Here is a 17,311-nt window from a genome sequence, read left to right on the forward strand (position 1 = left end):
TTCTTTGCTTACTTTCTTTGCAGCAGCAAAGAAAGTGAGTGCCGCCCCGCACAGGGGCAGTGCTAATAGACCGACACGAAATCAGGCTTCCACACAAACGCAAGCGAACAGAACAGAACCGAACCGAACCGAAACAAGGAGCAAACAAAGAGATGAAGAAGATCATCAACAACCCTGAAGCCTTCGTCGATGAAATCATCGAATCCCTGCTGATAGCGCATCCAAAATGGATCAAACCCGCGACAGAAGACAAACGCGCACTCGTCCGCGCTGACGCCCCGACGCAAGGCCGCGTAGGCATCGTCACCGGCGGTGGCTCGGGCCACATGCCCGGCTTCCTCGGCTACGTAGGCGAGGGCCTATGCGCCGGCGTGGCAGTCGGTAACGTCTTCTCATCGCCATCATCGGAACAGATATTCGAAGCGACGAAAGCAGTCAACGGCGATGCAGGCGTGCTCTACGTCTACGGCAACTACGGCGGCGACGTGCTCAACTTCGATCTCGCCGCGGACCTCGCGGAAGCCGAAGGCATCGACATCAAAACGGTCGTGCTGACCGACGATGTCGCCTCCGCACCGAAAGACCGCGCCGCCGACCGACGCGGCGTCGCCGGCATGGTCTTCGCATTCAAATGCGCTGGCGCCGCAGCAGAACGCGGCGATTCGCTCGACGACGTCGCGCGCATCTGCGCCAAGGCCAACGCGAATTGCCGCACGATGGGCGTCGGCCTCTCGCCGACCATCCTGCCCGCCGCAGGCAAACCGACGTTCACGCTGCCCGAAGGCGAGATGGAAATCGGCATCGGCATACACGGCGAACCCGGCACGCATCGCGGCAAGCTCGAATCCGCCGATGCCATCGCCGAGCGCATCACGAAGCAGATCGTCGGCGATCTCGCCGCGCCGAAAGGCTCGCGCGTCGCGTTGCTCGTCAACGGCCTCGGCGCGACGCCGCTCGAAGAGCTCTATCTGCTGTACCGGCATTCGGCGAAACTCATCGCCGATGAAGGGCTGAAAATCGCGCGCTCGTATGTCGGCGAATACGTGACGAGTCTCGAGATGGCGGGCGCATCGATCACGATCATGCTGCTCGACGACGAACTCGAGGCGCTGCTCGAAGCGCCCGCGCGTTCGCCGTTCTTCCGCGACGGCACCGAATCCTGAAAGGAGCGTGCAATGAGTGTGACGAGCAAGGAACTGCGGGACATCCTCACGCGCGCGCTGAACGCGCTTCCCGCACACGCCGATGAACTGCGCGATCTCGACGCGGCGCTCGGCGATGGCGATCTCGGCATCACGGTGCAGGCGGGATCGACGGCAGTCGTGAAAGCGTTGAACGCATTGCCCGACGAGGCGACGTTGAACGACATCATGCTGGCCGCGGCCAAGGCATTCTCGACGGCGAATCCGTCGACGTTCGCGGCGCTCGTCGGCGGCGGATTGATCGCAGCGGCGAAGACGGTGAAGGACAAGGACGCGATCGGCCGCGACGATGCGCTTGCGATCGGTCAGGCGGTGGCGGCGCGCATCATCGAACGCGGCAAGAGTCAGGTCGGCGACAAGACCGTGCTCGATGCGCTCGTGCCGAGTATCGATGTGCTGGCCGCATCGCAAGGCAGCGCGACGGACACGCTCGATGCCATGATCGCCAAGGCACGCGAGCAGGTCAGCGCGACTGCCACGCTGCAGTCGAAGAAGGGCCGCGCTGCATGGGTGCAGGAGCGCAGCATCGGGCACGCGGATCCCGGCGCGACGGCTTATGTCAGGTTTCTAGAGGCGTTGAGAGATGCGGTCGGGGGATGAATGCCAACGCCTTCACGCTCGCTTCCTCTGCACCACGACCTCACGCTCGCGCTTGCCCGCCGGCACCACCTTCAACTTCTTGCGCGTAAGAGCGAGCGCTTCGGCCTTCGTTGCGACGCACGGCCCTGAGCCGAGCAAAGGCTGACGCGCCGTCTCGCGCAACGCGAGCACGGACACCACGCCAATCACGGATGCCGCCATCAGGTAATACGCGGGCATCATCAGATTGCCGGTCGCATCGACGAGCCACGCCGTGACGAGCGGCGTCGTGCCGCCGAAGAGCGACACGGATACGTTGAAACCGATGGCGAGCGCGCCATAACGAATGCGCGTCGGAAAGAGCGCGGGCAGCGATGAAGGCATCACGCCGGTGAAGGTCGATAGCAGCGCGCCGAGTATCAGCAAGCCGAGAAACACCGGAAGCATCGCGCCCGTTTGAACGAGCAGCAACGCGGGAATCGACAGCGCGAAAAGCCCGATGCAGCCGATTATCATCACCGGCTTGCGGCCGATGAGATCGGAGAGATGGCCCGCGAAGAGCGTCATCGGGATCATCAGCATCATCACGAGCAACACGAGAAACAGGCCGTGCGTTTCATCGAAGTGCAGCGTCGCCGAAAGAAAGCTCGGCAGATAAGACAGCGCCATATAGTCGGTAACGTTGAAGATCAGCACGAGGCCGACGCATTGCATCATCGGCTTGAATTGCCGCGACAGCAGTTCGGCCAACGATTGTTTCGGACGCGACCGTTCATGCGCCTCGCGTGTCTCGGCTTCCTTCTTGAACGCGGGCGTCTCTTCGAGCTTCATGCGGATATACAAGCCGACCAGCCCGAGCGGACCCGCGATCATGAACGGCACGCGCCATCCCCATGAAAGCAGCGCGTCGTGCGGGAGCAGGGCGGTCAGCAACGCGACCGTGCCCGCGCCGAGGATATAGCCCGCGAGCGTGCCGACCTCCAGAAAGCTGCCATAGAAGCCGCGCCGCGCATCGGTCGAGAACTCAGCGATGAACGTCGCCGCGCCGCCGTATTCGCCGCCCGTCGAGAAGCCTTGCACGAGACGCGCGACGAGCAGGAGAACGGGCGCGAGAATGCCGATCGAGTGATAGCTCGGAATCAGGCCGATGCAGAACGTGCCGACGGCCATCATGATCATCGTCATTGCGAGCACGCGCTGGCGGCCGATCCTGTCGCCGAGCGGCCCGAAGACCATCCCGCCGACAGGACGCACGAGAAACGCAGCGGCGAACGTGCCGAAGGTCGCGATCAACTGCGCGGACGGACTGCTCGACGGAAAAAATACTTTCCCCAGCACGACGGCGATATAGCTATACACGCCAAAGTCGAACCATTCCATGGCGTTGCCGAGCGCCATCGCGCCGACGGCACGTTTCAGCAAGGCATGGTCGACTACCGTGATATCGCCCAGCGTGAGATGCGGCGACGTTTTGCTTCGGGCGTTGCGCTCGTGCGAGAGGCTCAATTGTCTCACTCCTGATTTCGCGGCGAACGCGAGGGACTGCGTTGCGTTCGCGCGGAAGGCCGCCGATGGGGCGCGGGGCCCTCGGCACGATGAATGATCAGAGTGTGCGGGTCGCGGCGCGTGCATGCCTTCGCTCACGCGTCCTTGAATCGGCAGAAAACGACACTCGCATCATTGCAATGTCGGATTGCATCGCACACGCGACGCGCAAGCGTTGGCCTCGGTCCGACAGGAGCGCCTTGACGCGATCATCGCTCAACGCGCCAATCCCTTTACGCGCAACGCTCACAGCGATTCAGCGCGTCATTGGCACGAGCCATGCGTTTGATGAAGCGGGCGCGATGCCGCCGGCACGATGATTTCATTCCGGGAACCCTGTCGACGGATCGCGCCTCTTTTTATCGACGGATTCACGGGGTTGCCATGAAAGCGAAGACCATCGCCGTTCTTCTCGCCGCGAGCGCGGCGTCGTCGGCCGTGCCTGCGTTCGCGCACGATTGCGGCGCGGCGAACATGCAGTGCGAAAGCGCGGTGAAGCATGTATCGCACAAGGAGAACAGCGCGCGGGCGGTTCATGGGATGCGCGCGAAGAGCACCGGACACGAAATGCCCGACGCTGCCAAGACGCCGCCAATCGAACACGAGCAGCACGACAGCATCGATGCGTGGTATCGCGGCGGCTGATCGCTCAATCGAACGTGATGCCGTCGAAACGATGTCCGCCGAGCGGACTGATCAGATAGCCATGCACGCGTTTCGATATCGGCTGGAAGATGTTGGCGTGCGCGAGCGGCGTGTACGGCACCTGATCCTTGAACACCACTTGCGCTTCTTCATAGAGCTTCGTGCGCGCGTTCTGATCGGTGACGAGACGCGCTTTCGCGAGCAGATCGTCGAACTGCCTGTTGCACCACTTCGCCATGTTGCTGCCGTGAACCGCGTCGCAACCGAGCGTCGTGCCGAGCCAGTTGTCTGGATCGCCGTTGTCGCCGAGCCAGCCGTAAAGAATCGCGTCGTGCTCGCCGTTCGTCTTCGCGCGCTTGTTGTACTCGGCCCATTCGTAAGTGACGATGTTCGCCTTCACGCCGATCTTCGCCCAGTCCGATTGAATCAGTTGCGCCATCAGACGCGCGTTCGGGTTATAGCCGCGCTGCACCGGCATCGCCCATAGCGTGATCGTGAAGCCGTTTGGAAAGCCCGCTTCCTTCAGCAGTTCCTTCGCCTTCGCGGGGTCGCGCGGTGCGTCCTTCAGCGCCTTGTTATACGACCATTGCGACGGCGGCATCGGATTCGTCGCGATGGTCGCTGCGCCTTCGCAGACCGTCTTGATGATCGCCTGCTTGTCGATCGCCATGTCGAGCGCGCGGCGCACGTTCACGTTATCGAGCGGCTTGTGCGTCGTGTTGTAGCCCACATACGCGACGTTGAAGCCGACGCCCGACAGCACCGTGAGCTTCGGATCCTGCTTCGCTGCGGCAATGTCGGCGGGACGCGGAAACGACGTCACCTGGCATTCTCCGCTCGATAGCTTCTGCTGACGCACGGCGGCATCGGGCGTGATCGAGAAAACCAGCTTGTCGATATGCACGTCCTTGCGGTTCCAGTAAGTCGGATTGGCGTCGTAGCGGATCGTCGCGTCCTTCTGATAGTCGCGGAACACGAACGCGCCCGTGCCCACTGGCTTCTGATTGAGGTCTTCCGGCTTGCCCTGCTTCAGCAGTTGCGCGGCATATTCCGCCGATACGATCGATGCGAACTCCATCGCGATGTTGCGCACGAACACGACATCAGGCGTCTTCAAGGTGAAGCGCACGGTGTAGTCGTTGAGCTTGTCGACGGATGCAATGTTCTTGTCGTAGCCGAGATCGGTCAGATACGGGAAGCTGACGGGATGCGCCTTCTGAAACGGCTCGTTCGGATCGATCATGCGCTTGAACGTGAATACGACATCGTCCGCGTCGAAGTCGCGCGTCGGCTTGAACCAGGCGGTCGACTGAAACTTCACGCCGCGCCGAAGATGAAACGTGAAGGTCTTCGCATCCGCGGACTCATCCCCACTTCTCGGCGAGACCCGGCACGAGATCGAGCGTGCCGCGCTTGAATTCGACGAGCTGATCGTAGACCGCATGCGCGCCCGCATCGAAGTCGGTGCTCGTCGTGTATTGCGCGGAATCGAAACCGGCGGGGCTGCCTTCGGAACAGAACACGAGCGTCTTGTTCGCCGCCGATGCGGCTTGCGACGTCAATGCGAATGCGGCAAAGAGGGAAACGGCAAGGAGTCGATGCGTCAGAACCATTTTTCTTGTTTGCTCGGAAGAGTGGGCAAGCCGCCTCGCGGCGGGCGTGAGCCATACTCTACCAAGCAAACGTTTTTCGAGCTTGCTACATCGAGCGCAACGCGAAGCGCTTGAGCTTGCCCGTCTCGGTGCGCGGCAACGCCGTTAGAAACGTCACGATGCGCGGATACTTGTAAGGCGCGACAGTGCGCTTGACGAACGCCTGCAATTCAGCAATGAGCGCATCGTCGCCGGTGAAACCGGGATTGAGCACGACGAACGCCTTTACCGCTTGCCCGCGCGTTTCATCGGGCACGCCGATCACGCCGCATTCCGCCACCGCTTCATGCTGCATCAGCACGCTTTCCACTTCCGGCCCGGAGATGTTGTAGCCCGCCGATACGATCATGTCGTCGGCGCGCGCCTGATAGAACACGTAACCGTCATCATCGATCACGACGGAATCGCCGGGCAAGTTCCAGCCGTCGCGCACGAATTTCGACTGACGTTCATCGGCGAGATAGCGGCAACCCGTCGGGCCGCGCACCGCGAGCTTGCCGATGGTTCCGGGCGGCACCGGCTGCATCGCATCGTCGACGGCCTGCACGATATAGCCCGGCACCGCGCGTCCGATCGCGTGCTCGCGCACGTCCGCACCCGCCGACGAAACGAAGATATGGATCATCTCCGTGCCGCCGATGCCGTCGATCATTTCGATGCCGCTCGCTTCGCGCCATGACGCGCGCGTGGAATCGGGCAACGCTTCGCCCGCCGACACGGTCTTCTTCAGGCTCGACACATCGAAGCCTTCGATGAGCGGCGCCATCTGCCGATAGAACGTCGGCGCAGTGAACATGATCGTCGCGCGAAAGCGCTGCACGGTTTGCAGGAGCGTTTCGGGCGTGAGCTTTTCGAGCAGGATCGTCGACGCGCCCACGCGCAATGGAAAGCACAGCAGGCCGCCGAGGCCGAACGTGAACGCGAGCGGCGGCGTGCCGCAGAACACATCGTCGGCCGTGGGCTTCAGGATGTGTCGCGGGAACAGATCGCACATCGCAAGGACGTCGCGATGAAAGTGCATGCAGCCTTTCGGCGCGCCGGTCGTGCCGCTCGTGAATGCGATGAGGCACACGTCGTCGGCGGCGGTGTCGCAGGCATCGAAATGATCGGGCTTGCTTCGAGCCAGCGATTCGAGCGACGCGGGTGCATCGTCGTGAAACGTCAGCACTTGCGCGAGCGCTTCGCAATGGAAGTCGTCGCCTTTCGTCGTGCAGCGCTGCAGTTCTTCCATGAGACGCACATCGCATAGCGCCGCCGATATCCGCGCCTTCTCGATGATCTGCTTCAGTTCTTTCGCGCGCAGCAGCGGCATCGTCGGCACGACGACGAGACCGGCCTTCAGCGCCGCGAAGAACGCGACGGCCATCTGCAAGGTATTCGGCCCGCGCAACAACACGCGATTGCCCGGACGCAAACCCATTTCATCGACGAGCACATGCGCGCTGCGATTCACGAGCGTGCGCAACTCGCGATACGTCGTTGCGTGCGGCTCGCCGTTCGCATCGGACCAGATTGCCGTGCGATCGCCATGTCCGCTCTCGATCGCGCGATCCAGCAATTCGGTCGCGCAATTCACGCGCGCCGGATAAGCGACGTCCGCATTGTCGAGCATGAGCACCGGCCATTGTTCCTGCGGCGGCAGATGATCGCGCGCGAAAGTATCGATGTGTGCCGAGCGTTCCATCGTGTCCTCCGCTTAGTCGGGGATAACAGCCGTGGCTTCGATCTCCACCAGCGCATCGTCTTCGATGAGCGCGACGACTTGCACCGCACTCATCGCGATGTCGTAATCGCCGATCAGCTCGCGGAATGCCGCGCCGATTTCCTTCGCCGCCGCGAGATACGCGCGCTTGTCGGTCACGTACCACGTCATGCGAACGAGATGCTCCGGCTTGCCGCCCGCTTCGCGCAGCACGGCCACGATATTGCGCAGCGCCTGCGCGGCCTGAGCGCCGAATGCGTTGCTGACGAAGCGCGCCTCTTCGTCCCAGCCGATCTGCCCCGCGATGAACACCTGCGTGCCGCGCACCGCGACGCCGTTCGCGTAACCGCGCGGCTTGATCCAGTCCGAAGGCTGAAGGGTCTTTTTCATGAGCGTGATTCCTCTTGAAGTGCGCGGCTCGTGCCCGGCGCGAACCGTTCGATCGCGAGGGCGATGTCGCCGGGAATGGCGATCGAGCGGCCATCGTCGAGCGATGTCGTCACGAGGACCTGCTTCGCGCGAAAGCGCACTTCGCCGTCGCAATGACAGACGATGTCGATGCGGATCGAGCGCTGTCCGACGGAATCGACCGCGAGCGACAGCGTCACCGTTTCGCCCATGCGGCTCGGTCGCGAGAACTCGCAATTGAGCTTGACGATGGGAAGTCCGACGCGGCGCCGCGAGATCATGTGCGCGTAGTCGATGCCGAGCGCATCGTCGAACCAGTCTTCGACGAGCATGTTCGTCATCACCAGGTATTGCGGAAAGTACACGATGCCCGCCGGATCGCAGTGCGCGAAGCGGATTCGCATCGGCATGTCGAAGCGTTGTGTCATCGTTGATGTGCTCCGTGCGCCTTGAGCAAGTCGCGTCCGACGATCAACTGCTGCACTTCCGTCGCGCCTTCATAGATGCGCAGCGCGCGTATCTCGCGATACAGCGATTCGACCGCCGTACCGCTCTTCACGCCGAGGCCGCCCCACAACTGCACGGCTGCATCGATGACCTGTTGCGCGCCTTCGCTCGCGTGCCATTTCGCCATCGCGGCTTCGCGCGTCACGCTCTCGCCCTGATCGCGCAGCCACGCGGCGCGATACACGAGTAGCGCGCTCGTGTCGATGGTCAACGCCATCTGCGCGAGCTTCGCCTGCGTGAGCTGAAAGTCGCCGAGCGTCTGGCCGAACATCTTGCGCGATGCGGCGCGTTCGAGCCCTTCCTGCATCGCGTGACGCGCGAAGCCGAGCGATGCCGCCGCCACCGACGTGCGGAAGATATCGAGCGTGCGCATCGCGATCTTGAAGCCTTCGCCCGCGGCGCCCAGCATCTGACTGCGCGGCACGCGCGCGTTCTCGAAGTGCAGGCGCGCGAGCGGATGCGGCGCGATCACGTCGATGCGTTCGGCGATCTGCAAGCCGGGCGTATCCGCATCGACGATGAACGCGCTGATGCCGCGCGAGCCCGGCGCTTCGCCTGTGCGCGCGAACACGACATGGAAGTCCGCGATGCCGCCGTTCGATATCCACGTCTTGTCGCCGTTCAGCACGTAGGCGTCGCCATCGGCGCGCGCATCGAGCGACATCGCCGCGACATCCGATCCCGCTTCCGGTTCCGACAACGCGAACGCCGCCAATGCAGTGCCGTTCGCGACGCGCGGCAAATAGCGCTCTTTCTGCGCATCGGTGCCGGCGAGCGATATGGCGCCCGAGCCGAGCCCTTGCATCGCGAAGGCGAAGTCCGCGAGGCCGTCGTGTTTCGCGAGCGTTTCGCGCAGCAGGCACACGGCGCGCGTGTCGATCGTATCGTTCGATGCGCCGTATCGGGTGCCGCCGATGCAATGCCTGAGCCATCCCGCATCGCCGAGCATGCGCACGAGGCGCTTGCAGGCCGCGTCGGTATCGGCGTGATCGACATGCTTCAGATGCTCGTTCGCCCATGCATCGGCATCGCGTGCGAGTTCGCGATGTCTCTCATCGAAGAAGGGCCATGCGAGCGCGCTGTGTGGATCGGCGTTCATTCAGTCTCCTTCGAACACGGGACGCGTCTTCCCCGCGAACGCGCGATAGGCGCGCTCGAAATCGCGCGTGCTCATGCAGATGGCTTGCGCCTGCGCTTCCGATTCGATCGCTTCGTCGATGCTCATGCTCCATTCCTGATGCAGCATCTTCTTCGTGATGCCGTGCGCGAAGGTCGGCCCGGCGACGAGTTCGGACGCGAGCTTCGCGGCTTCGTCGAGCAAGGTTTCGGGTGCGCAAAGGCGGTTGTAGAAGCCCCAGTGATAGCCTTCTTCGCCGCTTGCCGAGCGGCCCGTGAAGAGCAATTCGGCAGCGCGTCCCTGACCGATGATGCGCGGCAGAATCGAACACGCGCCCATGTCGCAGCCCGCGAGACCGACGCGCGCAAAGAGAAATGCGAGCTTGCTGCGCGCGGTGCCGAGACGCATGTCGGACGCCATCGCGAGGATCGCGCCCGCGCCCGCGCAGACGCCATCGACGGCGGCTATGATCGGCTGCGGGCAATGACGCATCGCCTTGACGAGATCGCCCGTCATGCGAGTGAAGAGCAATAGCTCGGGCATCGGTAGATCGATCAGCGGTGCGATGATTTCATGCACGTCGCCGCCGGAGCAGAAGTTGTCGCCCGCGCCGTGGATCACGACGGCTTTCACATCGGTCGCATAGGCGAGTTGCCGAAACAGATCGCGCAACTCCGCATACGATCCGAACGTCAGCGGGTTCTTGCGTTCGGGCCGGTTCAGCATGATCGTCGCGACATCGTTCGTGACGGACCATCCGAAGTGCGTCGCGCGATAGTCCGCGAGCGTTACGCGATTGCCGGCGAGAAGCGCATCGGCGCTCGATGAGCTCATCTGTGTCTCCTTAGTCCTTCAGCGTCTTCAGCAGATGCTGCTTCAGCTTGCCGAGCCGCTGATGCGTCTGCGATTTTTCGTTCAGTTCGAGACCGCCGAACATTTCGACGACCCATTGCTCATGCGCGGTCGCCATCTTGTCGAACGCGGCGCGGCCTTGCGGCGTGAGACGCACGCTCGTCGAACGGCGATCGTTCGGATCGGCATAACGCGATACCAGTCCTTCTTTTTCGAGCTGATCCGTGATGCCCGTCACATTGCCGCCGGTGACCATCATGCGGCGCGATAGCTCGGTCATCTTCAGGCCCTCGGGATGACGTTCGAGTTGCGCCATCAGGTCGAAGCGCGGCAAGGTCGTATCGAACTCGGTGCGCAGGCGCTTGCGCAGTTCGGCTTGCACGAGGTTCGTCGTGGTCAGCATGCGCAGCCATAAGCGCAGTCCCATGTGGCTGTCGGCGCCGGTGCTCATCTCGAGATCGACGACGTTGTCCGCCGGTTTCTCCACGCCCTTGCGCGGCGCTTTCTGCTCGGTTGCGGCGTTCGTCTTCTTGTTGCCTGCGATGTTGCTCACGTTACTTCTCCACCTGATACGGATATCGACTGGCCGTTCATCGCATCGGAACCGGGCGCGCACAGCCATAGCACGGCGTTGGCGACTTCTTCCGGCTGCACGAAACGGCGTTGCGGGTTGTTGCGCACGAGCGCATCGCGTGCGTCCTGTTCGCTGCGCGCGGTCTTCGACATGATCTGATCCAGCGATGCGCGCAGCAGCTCGGTTTCGGTATAACCGGGGCATACCGCGTTGACGGTTATGCCCTTCGTCGCGACTTCGAGAGCGAGCGCGCGCGTGAGACCGATGACGCCATGCTTCGCTGCGCAATACGCCGCGACATACGCATAACCGATCTGTCCCGCCGTGCTCGCGACATTCACGATGCGGCCAAAGCCACGCTCCAGCATCGACGGCAACACGGCGCGCGTGCAGAAGAACACGCCGGTGAGATTGACGTCGATCATGCGTTGCCACAGTGCCGCATCGGTTTGCGTGAAAGGCGCGGCTTGCGCGTGGCCTGCGTTGTTCACGAGGATATCGGCCGGACCGGCGCGCGAGAAGGCTTCGGCGACGGCGGCTTCATTCGTCACATCGACGCGTATGCACGCGACGTCGGCGTAATCGCGCATCGCGTCGCGCTGCGCTTCGAGGCGCGCGAGATCGCGGCCCATCAGCGTGATGCGTGCGCCGGCATGCGCGAGCGCCTCTGCGCACGATGCGCCGATGCCGCTGCCACCGCCTGTCACGACCGCGTGTTTGTCGGCGAGAGTCGTCATGATCAGACCGTTCCTTCAGCGCGTTGCGCGCGTTCTTGCGGCGTGAGGCGCGCATTGTCGGCGGCCAGTGCGCGCTCGCGTTCGAGATTGCGCTCCAGTTGAGATTTGGCGGCCGCGTATTGCTTCGGCCACGCGATATCGAAGTAGCCGATCTTCGCGGCCTCGTTCAATGTCCACGATGGATTCGCGAGATGCGGGCGCGCCACCGCGCACAAGTCCGCACGTCCCGCGGCGATGATGCTGTTCACGTGATCCGCTTCCGAGATCGCGCCGACCGCGATGGTCGCGATACCCGCTTCATTGCGTATGCGATCCGCGAACGGCGTCTGGAACATGCGCCCGAACACAGGCTTCTCCTGCTTGCTGACTTGCCCTGAAGAGACGTCGATCATGTCCGCGCCGGCGGCCTTGAATGCGCGCGCGATCTCGACGGCGTCGTCGGGCGTCGTCCCGCCATCGACCCAATCGTGCGCGGAGATGCGAACGGACATCGGCTTGTCTTGCGGCCACACGGCGCGCATCGCCTTGAATACTTCGAGCGGATAACGCAGGCGATTTTCGAGCGAGCCGCCGTATTCGTCAGTGCGATGATTGGTCAGCGGCGAGAGAAAGCTCGACAGAAAGTAGCCATGCGCGCAGTGCAGTTCGAGCCAGTCGAAGCCTGCAAGCGCGGCCATTTCCGTGGCGCGCACGAACTGCGTTTCGATCTCGCGCAATTCGTCGTGCGATGCCTCGCGCGACCATTGGCTCACGCCTTGCAGATACTGTTGTGGCGATGCGGAAACCAGCGGCCAGTTGCCATCGGGAAGCGGCTGATCGATGCCTTCCCAGCTCACGCGCGTCGATGCCTTCGCGCCCGCATGGCCGAGCTGCATGCCGATCTTCGCATCCGATTGCGCATGCACGAAATCGACGATGCGCTTCCACGCCGCGAGATGCTCCGGCGCATACATGCCCGGACATCCCGGCGTGATGCGCGCTTCGGGCGACACGCAGGTCATCTCGGTCATCACGAGCGCGGCGCCGCCCATCGCGCGCGCGCCGAGATGCATCAGGTGATAGTCGCCCGCGATGCCATCGACGGCGGAATACTGCGCCATCGGCGAAACGACCACGCGATTCTTCAGCGTGACGCCGCGCAATGTGAACGGCGTGAACATCGGCGGAACGGATCGTTGCCGCGCGTTGCGCTCGATGCCCGCACGCGCGGCCAGCCAGTCTTCGAATGAGGCGAGATATCCTGCATCGCGCTCGCGCAGGTTTTCATGCGAAATGCGCTGCGAGCGCGTGAGCAACGAGTATGCAAACTGCTCGGGCTCGAACGACGCGTATCGATCCACATGCTCGAACCACTCCGTCGAATTGCGCGCGGCATTCTGAATGCGCAATACATCGACGCTGCGTACTTGCGTGTAATGCGCGAGCGCGCCGTCGAGATCGCCGTTCTTCATCGCGAACGCAGTGTCGATGCTGTTCGCGAGTTCGATCGCATCTTCGAGTGCGAGCTTCGTCCCCGATCCGATCGAAAAATGCGCGGTATGCGCGGCATCGCCCATCAACACGACGGGCGTCCGTTTGCCGTTCGCGGATTCGCGCCAATGCACCCATTCGCGATTGACGACGCGCGGAAAGCGGATCCATTGCGCCGATCCGCGCAAGTGCGTGGCGTTCGAGATCAGCGCGTGGCCGTCGAGATGCTTCGCAAAAAGCTTTTCGCAGAACGCGATGCCGTCTTCCTTGCTCATGTCGGCGAGGCCGGCCGCACGCCATACGCGTTCGGGCGCCTCGACGATGAACGTCGACGTGTCTTCATCGAAGCGATAAGCATGCGCCTGAAACCAGCCCCATTCGGTTTTTTCGAACGCGAACGTGAATGCGTCGAAGCACTTGTGCGTGCCGAGCCACACGAAGCGGCAATCGCGCATGTCGATATCGGGCTGATACGTCGACGCGTATTTCTGCCGAATCGCGCTGTTCAATCCGTCGCTCGCGATGATGAGATCGGCGTCGTAGTCCTCGTCGTTCGTGACTTGCGTTTCGAAGACGAGCTTCACGCCGAGGTCTTCGCAACGCGCTTGCAGGATATTCAGCAGACGTTTGCGGCCGATGCCGCAGAAGCCGTGACCCGACGAGCGCACGGTGCGCCCGCCGATGTGGACGTCGATGTCGTCCCAGTGATTGAAGGCGTCGAGAATGGCATCGGCGCTTGGCGGGTCCGCCGCGCGCAGGTTGCCGAGCGTCTGGTCGGAGAACACGACGCCCCAGCCGAACGTGTCGTAAGGACGGTTGCGTTCGACGACGGTGATGTCGTAAGCGGGGTGGCGGCGCTTCATCAAAAGCGCGAAATACAGGCCCGCCGGACCTCCGCCGATGCAGACGATACGCATGCTTGCTCTCCGACTCGTGTCTTTCCTCGTGATAATTTAGGTTTGGATAATTTAGATGTCAAGTAAAAAGACGACGGAGCGCACCGCGCGTCCGTACTTTTCCCCGCTAGTCTTCGCGGATTTCCCGTGCGCAACGCTGCAAGCGGATGAATGCCCGATACCGCGCGTCGTGAAGGCGCGCGAGATCGCCCGTTGCCGGCGCGTAGGTTTTTTCGACGCGCGCCATGCCGCTCATCGCCGATCGAACGTCGCCGAACAGACCGCCCGCCACCGCGCCGAGCATCGCGGCGCCGAGCAGCACCGGCTCATCGACCTGCGTGGCCAGCACCGGCTTGCCGGTCGCATCGGCGAGCAGCTGCCGGACGAGATCGAGCCGGCCCGCGCCGCCGCTGATCATCACGCGCTCGATCGGCGCGCCGGCGTCCGCCTGCGCTTCGATGATCTGCCGCAGACCATAAGCGATGCTGCATACGCCGGCGACATACAGCGCGACCAGATTGTCGAGGCCGGCTTCCATGCCGAGACCGGCGATGACCGCGCGCGCGTGCGGATCGGCGAAGGGCGCGCGGTTGCCGAGAAACTCCGGGACGACGTGCAGGCCATCGGCGAGCTTCACCGCGTCCGACAGGCTGCCGGAGCCCTGAGCCGCCAAGCCGGCGAGCATGCCCGGCAGCGATTCGCCGCGCTCTTTCGCGCCAAGCGTGGCTTCGGCGGCGGCGGGATGCATCGCGAGCAGGCGCTCGATCGCCGCGCCGGCGACCGATTGACCGCCTTCGTTGAGCCACGCCTGCGGCACCATCGCCGAGAAGTACGGGCCCCAGACGCCGGGCACGAAGACCGGCTCGGCGGTCGTCGTCATCGTGCATGACGACGTGCCGAACACATAGGCGAGGCACGACTCCGGATCGCCCTGTGCGCCCACGGTGCCGATGCCGCCCGCATGGGCATCGATCACGCCCGCGCCGACCGGTGTGCCCGCGATCAGCCCGAGTTCCGCGGCGGCGCGTTCGGTCAGCCCGTTGCCGAGCCGCGTGCCCGGTTCGACCACCTGCTGGCCGATGCGCGCGAAGCCCTCGTCCGCCAGCGCGCCGAGACCGATGGTCCGGAAATAGCTCTCGTCCCAGCGCCGTTCATGCGCGAGATAGGTCCACTTGCAGGTCACGGTGCAGACCGACCGCGACGTATCGCCGGTCGCGCGCCATGTCAGGAAGTCGGTGAGATCGAAGAATTGCCATGCGGCGTCGAAGACGCGCGGACGGTTTTCCAGAAGCCACAACAGCTTCGGCGTCTCCATTTCCGGTGAGATCCTGCCGCCGACGTATTTCAGCACCGCGTGGCCGGTCGCGTTGATGCGCTCCGCCTGCCCGATCGCGCGATGATCCATCCAGACGACGATGTCGCGTTCCGCCTGCTCCGACGGTCCCACGGGCAGCGGTTTGCCGCCATCGCCGAGCACGACGAGCGAGCAGGTCGCATCGAAGCTGATGCCCGCGACGGACTCCGGCGCGATTGCCGCCTGCGCGAGCGCCGCTTTTACGGCGTGGCAGACGGCGCTCCAGATTTCCCCGCTCGATTGCTCGACGATGCCGCCGCTTTCATGAAACAGCGTGATGTCCTTTTTCGCCGATGCGGCCATGTTGCCGGCGGTATCGAAAATTCCGGCGCGTGCGCTGCCGGTGCCGACGTCGACGCCAACGACGTAGCGTTCGCCGGCGCTGCGGTTGCTTGCGTTCATCTCTCTGTCCGTGGTTCGGGATAGGGGCGTCGCAGATCGACGCTGTTCGGCAAACCTGCCGCCGAGTAGTATGCCCGAACCCCGAATTCCGAAGACGGCAACGCGAGGCGCTCGTCTAAAGCCGCTACTTGATGAAGCTGAGTTCCTTGCTGATCTTTTCGAGGATCGGCTTCTTTCTCTCGTTGAAGACCGCCTTGTTTTCCTGGATGAGATTGTTGCCCTTGGTATCGATCGAGATGATCAGCGGGCCGAACTCCTTCACGCGGTTGATCCACAAGGTTTCGGGCATGCCGAGATCCTGCCATTCGGCGCCTTCGATTTCCTCGACGAGCGTCGCCGCGAGCACCGCGCATCCGCCCGGGAAGATCGCATGAACCGCCTTGTGCTCCATGCAGCCCGCGGCCGTTTCCGGTCCCATGCCGCCTTTGCCGACGATCAGCTTCACGCCGGTCTGCTCGATGAACTCGCGCTCGAATTTCTCCATGCGCATGCTCGTCGTCGGTCCGATGGACACCATCTCGAACGCGCCGTCGTCCTTCTTGCGCACGATCGGGCCCGCATGAAAGATCGCGCCGCCGTTGAGATCGACGGGCAGATCGCGCCCTTGTTCGATCAATCGACGATGCGCGACATCGCGGCACGTCACCAGGCGCCCCGTCAGATAGACGACGTCGCCGACCTTCAGATCCTCGAGGTCTTCGCTTTTGATGGGGGTTGTCAGAACCTTCTTCACAGTACGACTCCTTCATGCGAGAGCACTTCGTAGGACATGTCTGCGTTGATGCGGATCTTGCCGCGGCGATGCGCCCAGCATCCGGTGTTGATGGCCACCCCGATGGTCGACGGATGCCGCGCCGACGATTCGATGTTGACGCCCATCACGCTATTGTTTCCGGTGAGCCCCTGAGGGCCGATGCCGACTTCGTTGAGCCCTTGTTCGAGCAACTCTTCCATCAGCGCGGCGCGCGGATTCGCGCTCTTCGAATCGACCGGACGAAGGATCGCCAGCTTCGACAGTCGCGCGGCAGTCTCGACCGAAGTGGATACGCCGACGCCGACGAGCAGCGGCGGGCACGCATTCACGCCGCGCTCGGTGATGACGTCCATCACGAATTCGGCGACGCCTTCATAGCCTTGCCCCGGCATCAGAACCTTCGCCGCGCCGGGAAGCGTGCAGCCGCCGCCCGCCATGTAGACGTCGATCGTGCAGCTGTCCTTCTCCGGCACGATGCGCCAGTCGAGCCACGGAATCTGCGTGCCGGTGTTCGTGCCCGTGTTCTTCTCGTCGAACGTTTCGACGGCGTTGTGACGCAAAGGCCCGAGCTTCGTCGCGCCGGCGGTGGCTTCCTGAAGGATTTCCTCGAGCTCGCCGAGCAGCGGAAAATTCGCGCCCGCCTCGACGAAATACTGGATCACGCCCGTGTCCTGACAGCTCGGACGGTTCAGCTTGTCGGCGGCGTCCTGGTTGCTGTCCATCGAATCGTAAATCGACTTGGCGAGCGGATTGGTTTCCATCGTGCGCAATTCCGCGAGCTTCGCCTTGACATCCTTCGGCAGGCGCTTGCCGATATAGGCGGTGAACTTCGCCATGGTGTCCGTGACGGACTGAATGGCCGCTTCCTTTTCCATCTTGATTCCTCTACGACGTGTTGAGTTGGGGGACGCGCGC

Annotated in this window: 15 protein-coding genes and 1 pseudogene; 3 read left to right on the plus strand and 13 right to left on the minus strand. The window is 63.2% G+C overall.

Translation table 11 applies throughout. The annotated features are described in order from the left end of the window. The first annotated feature begins 152 nt into the window (after window positions 1–152). The gene (locus tag BG60_RS26590) at window positions 153–1,163 is read left to right on the plus strand and encodes a dihydroxyacetone kinase subunit DhaK (protein WP_008347470.1); all 1,011 of its coding nucleotides are present in this window, start codon (window positions 153–155) and stop codon (window positions 1,161–1,163) included. A 12-nt stretch (window positions 1,164–1,175) separates the two neighbouring features. After that, entirely contained in the window at window positions 1,176–1,802 is a 627-nt protein-coding gene (locus tag BG60_RS26595; RefSeq protein ID WP_008347472.1) for a DAK2 domain-containing protein, read from the plus strand. Between the two features lie 12 nt (window positions 1,803–1,814). On the opposite strand, the gene proP is transcribed toward BG60_RS26595, so the two are convergent. Next, the gene (gene proP, locus BG60_RS26600) at window positions 1,815–3,287 is read right to left on the minus strand and encodes a glycine betaine/L-proline transporter ProP (RefSeq protein WP_008347474.1); all 1,473 of its coding nucleotides are present in this window, start codon (window positions 3,285–3,287) and stop codon (window positions 1,815–1,817) included. A gap of 423 nt (window positions 3,288–3,710) precedes the next feature. On the opposite strand from proP, the gene BG60_RS26605 reads away from it, so the two are divergent. Then, on the plus strand, window positions 3,711–3,971 hold the full coding sequence (locus BG60_RS26605) for a hypothetical protein (protein ID WP_008347475.1): 261 nt from the start codon (window positions 3,711–3,713) through the stop codon (window positions 3,969–3,971). A gap of 4 nt (window positions 3,972–3,975) precedes the next feature. On the opposite strand, the pseudogene BG60_RS26610 reads toward BG60_RS26605, so the two are convergent. From BG60_RS26610 to ttdA, 12 genes and pseudogenes are all read right to left on the minus strand, one after another. After that, window positions 3,976–5,584, minus strand: a pseudogene (locus BG60_RS26610) (ABC transporter substrate-binding protein). Between the two features lie 85 nt (window positions 5,585–5,669). Further along, entirely contained in the window at window positions 5,670–7,307 is a 1,638-nt protein-coding gene (locus BG60_RS26615; protein WP_008347481.1) for an AMP-binding protein, read from the minus strand. A gap of 12 nt (window positions 7,308–7,319) precedes the next feature. Next, entirely contained in the window at window positions 7,320–7,715 is a 396-nt protein-coding gene (locus BG60_RS26620; RefSeq protein WP_008347482.1) for a RidA family protein, read from the minus strand. Further along, window positions 7,712–8,161, minus strand: coding sequence for an acyl-CoA thioesterase (locus BG60_RS26625; RefSeq protein WP_008347484.1), 450 nt, complete (start codon window positions 8,159–8,161; stop codon window positions 7,712–7,714). The genes BG60_RS26620 and BG60_RS26625 overlap by 4 nt, the downstream gene beginning before the upstream one ends. After that, complete coding sequence (locus BG60_RS26630) at window positions 8,158–9,339, minus strand: acyl-CoA dehydrogenase family protein (RefSeq protein WP_008347485.1); 1,182 nt, start codon at window positions 9,337–9,339, stop codon at window positions 8,158–8,160. The genes BG60_RS26625 and BG60_RS26630 overlap by 4 nt, the downstream gene beginning before the upstream one ends. Continuing rightward, the gene (locus BG60_RS26635; protein ID WP_008347487.1) at window positions 9,340–10,191 is read right to left on the minus strand and encodes an enoyl-CoA hydratase family protein; all 852 of its coding nucleotides are present in this window, start codon (window positions 10,189–10,191) and stop codon (window positions 9,340–9,342) included. Between the two features lie 10 nt (window positions 10,192–10,201). Next, the gene (locus BG60_RS26640) at window positions 10,202–10,762 is read right to left on the minus strand and encodes a MarR family winged helix-turn-helix transcriptional regulator (protein WP_008347489.1); all 561 of its coding nucleotides are present in this window, start codon (window positions 10,760–10,762) and stop codon (window positions 10,202–10,204) included. Then, complete coding sequence (locus BG60_RS26645) at window positions 10,759–11,520, minus strand: SDR family NAD(P)-dependent oxidoreductase (protein WP_008347491.1); 762 nt, start codon at window positions 11,518–11,520, stop codon at window positions 10,759–10,761. The genes BG60_RS26640 and BG60_RS26645 overlap by 4 nt, the downstream gene beginning before the upstream one ends. 2 nt (window positions 11,521–11,522) lie before the next feature. Further along, window positions 11,523–13,907 carry a bifunctional salicylyl-CoA 5-hydroxylase/oxidoreductase gene (locus BG60_RS26650; RefSeq protein WP_008347493.1) on the minus strand — a complete coding sequence of 795 codons (2,385 nt, stop codon included), beginning with the start codon at window positions 13,905–13,907 and terminating at the stop codon, window positions 11,523–11,525. Between the two features lie 106 nt (window positions 13,908–14,013). Continuing rightward, window positions 14,014–15,642, minus strand: a complete 1,629-nt coding sequence (locus BG60_RS26655) for an FGGY-family carbohydrate kinase (protein WP_034473355.1) — start codon at window positions 15,640–15,642, stop codon at window positions 14,014–14,016. Between the two features lie 124 nt (window positions 15,643–15,766). Then, window positions 15,767–16,375 carry a L(+)-tartrate dehydratase subunit beta gene (gene ttdB, locus BG60_RS26660; RefSeq protein WP_008347496.1) on the minus strand — a complete coding sequence of 203 codons (609 nt, stop codon included), beginning with the start codon at window positions 16,373–16,375 and terminating at the stop codon, window positions 15,767–15,769. Beyond that, window positions 16,372–17,271 (minus strand): L(+)-tartrate dehydratase subunit alpha, encoded by a 900-nt coding sequence (gene ttdA, locus BG60_RS26665; RefSeq protein ID WP_008347498.1) that lies wholly within the window; start codon window positions 17,269–17,271, stop codon window positions 16,372–16,374. The genes ttdB and ttdA overlap by 4 nt, the downstream gene beginning before the upstream one ends. Between the last annotated feature and the right edge of the window lie 40 nt (window positions 17,272–17,311).

Origin of the sequence: Caballeronia zhejiangensis (genome assembly GCF_000698575.1) — a bacterium.
Classification (GTDB): domain Bacteria; phylum Pseudomonadota; class Gammaproteobacteria; order Burkholderiales; family Burkholderiaceae; genus Caballeronia; species Caballeronia zhejiangensis.

Excerpts from the sequence above, each read along its gene's own strand:
- BG60_RS26615 (WP_008347481.1), bottom strand. The coding sequence starts at position 7,307 with ATGGAACGCTCGGCACACATCGATACTTTCGCGCGCGATCATCTGCCG.
- BG60_RS26635 (WP_008347487.1), bottom strand. The coding sequence starts at position 10,191 with ATGAGCTCATCGAGCGCCGATGCGCTTCTCGCCGGCAATCGCGTAACG.
- BG60_RS26620 (WP_008347482.1), bottom strand. The coding sequence starts at position 7,715 with ATGAAAAAGACCCTTCAGCCTTCGGACTGGATCAAGCCGCGCGGTTAC.
- BG60_RS26605 (WP_008347475.1), top strand. The coding sequence starts at position 3,711 with ATGAAAGCGAAGACCATCGCCGTTCTTCTCGCCGCGAGCGCGGCGTCG.
- BG60_RS26630 (WP_008347485.1), bottom strand. The coding sequence starts at position 9,339 with ATGAACGCCGATCCACACAGCGCGCTCGCATGGCCCTTCTTCGATGAG.
- BG60_RS26595 (WP_008347472.1), top strand. The coding sequence starts at position 1,176 with ATGAGTGTGACGAGCAAGGAACTGCGGGACATCCTCACGCGCGCGCTG.
- BG60_RS26655 (WP_034473355.1), bottom strand. The coding sequence starts at position 15,642 with ATGAACGCAAGCAACCGCAGCGCCGGCGAACGCTACGTCGTTGGCGTC.
- BG60_RS26650 (WP_008347493.1), bottom strand. The coding sequence starts at position 13,907 with ATGCGTATCGTCTGCATCGGCGGAGGTCCGGCGGGCCTGTATTTCGCG.
- BG60_RS26590 (WP_008347470.1), top strand. The coding sequence starts at position 153 with ATGAAGAAGATCATCAACAACCCTGAAGCCTTCGTCGATGAAATCATC.
- ttdA (WP_008347498.1), bottom strand. The coding sequence starts at position 17,271 with ATGGAAAAGGAAGCGGCCATTCAGTCCGTCACGGACACCATGGCGAAG.
- BG60_RS26625 (WP_008347484.1), bottom strand. The coding sequence starts at position 8,161 with ATGACACAACGCTTCGACATGCCGATGCGAATCCGCTTCGCGCACTGC.
- BG60_RS26645 (WP_008347491.1), bottom strand. The coding sequence starts at position 11,520 with ATGACGACTCTCGCCGACAAACACGCGGTCGTGACAGGCGGTGGCAGC.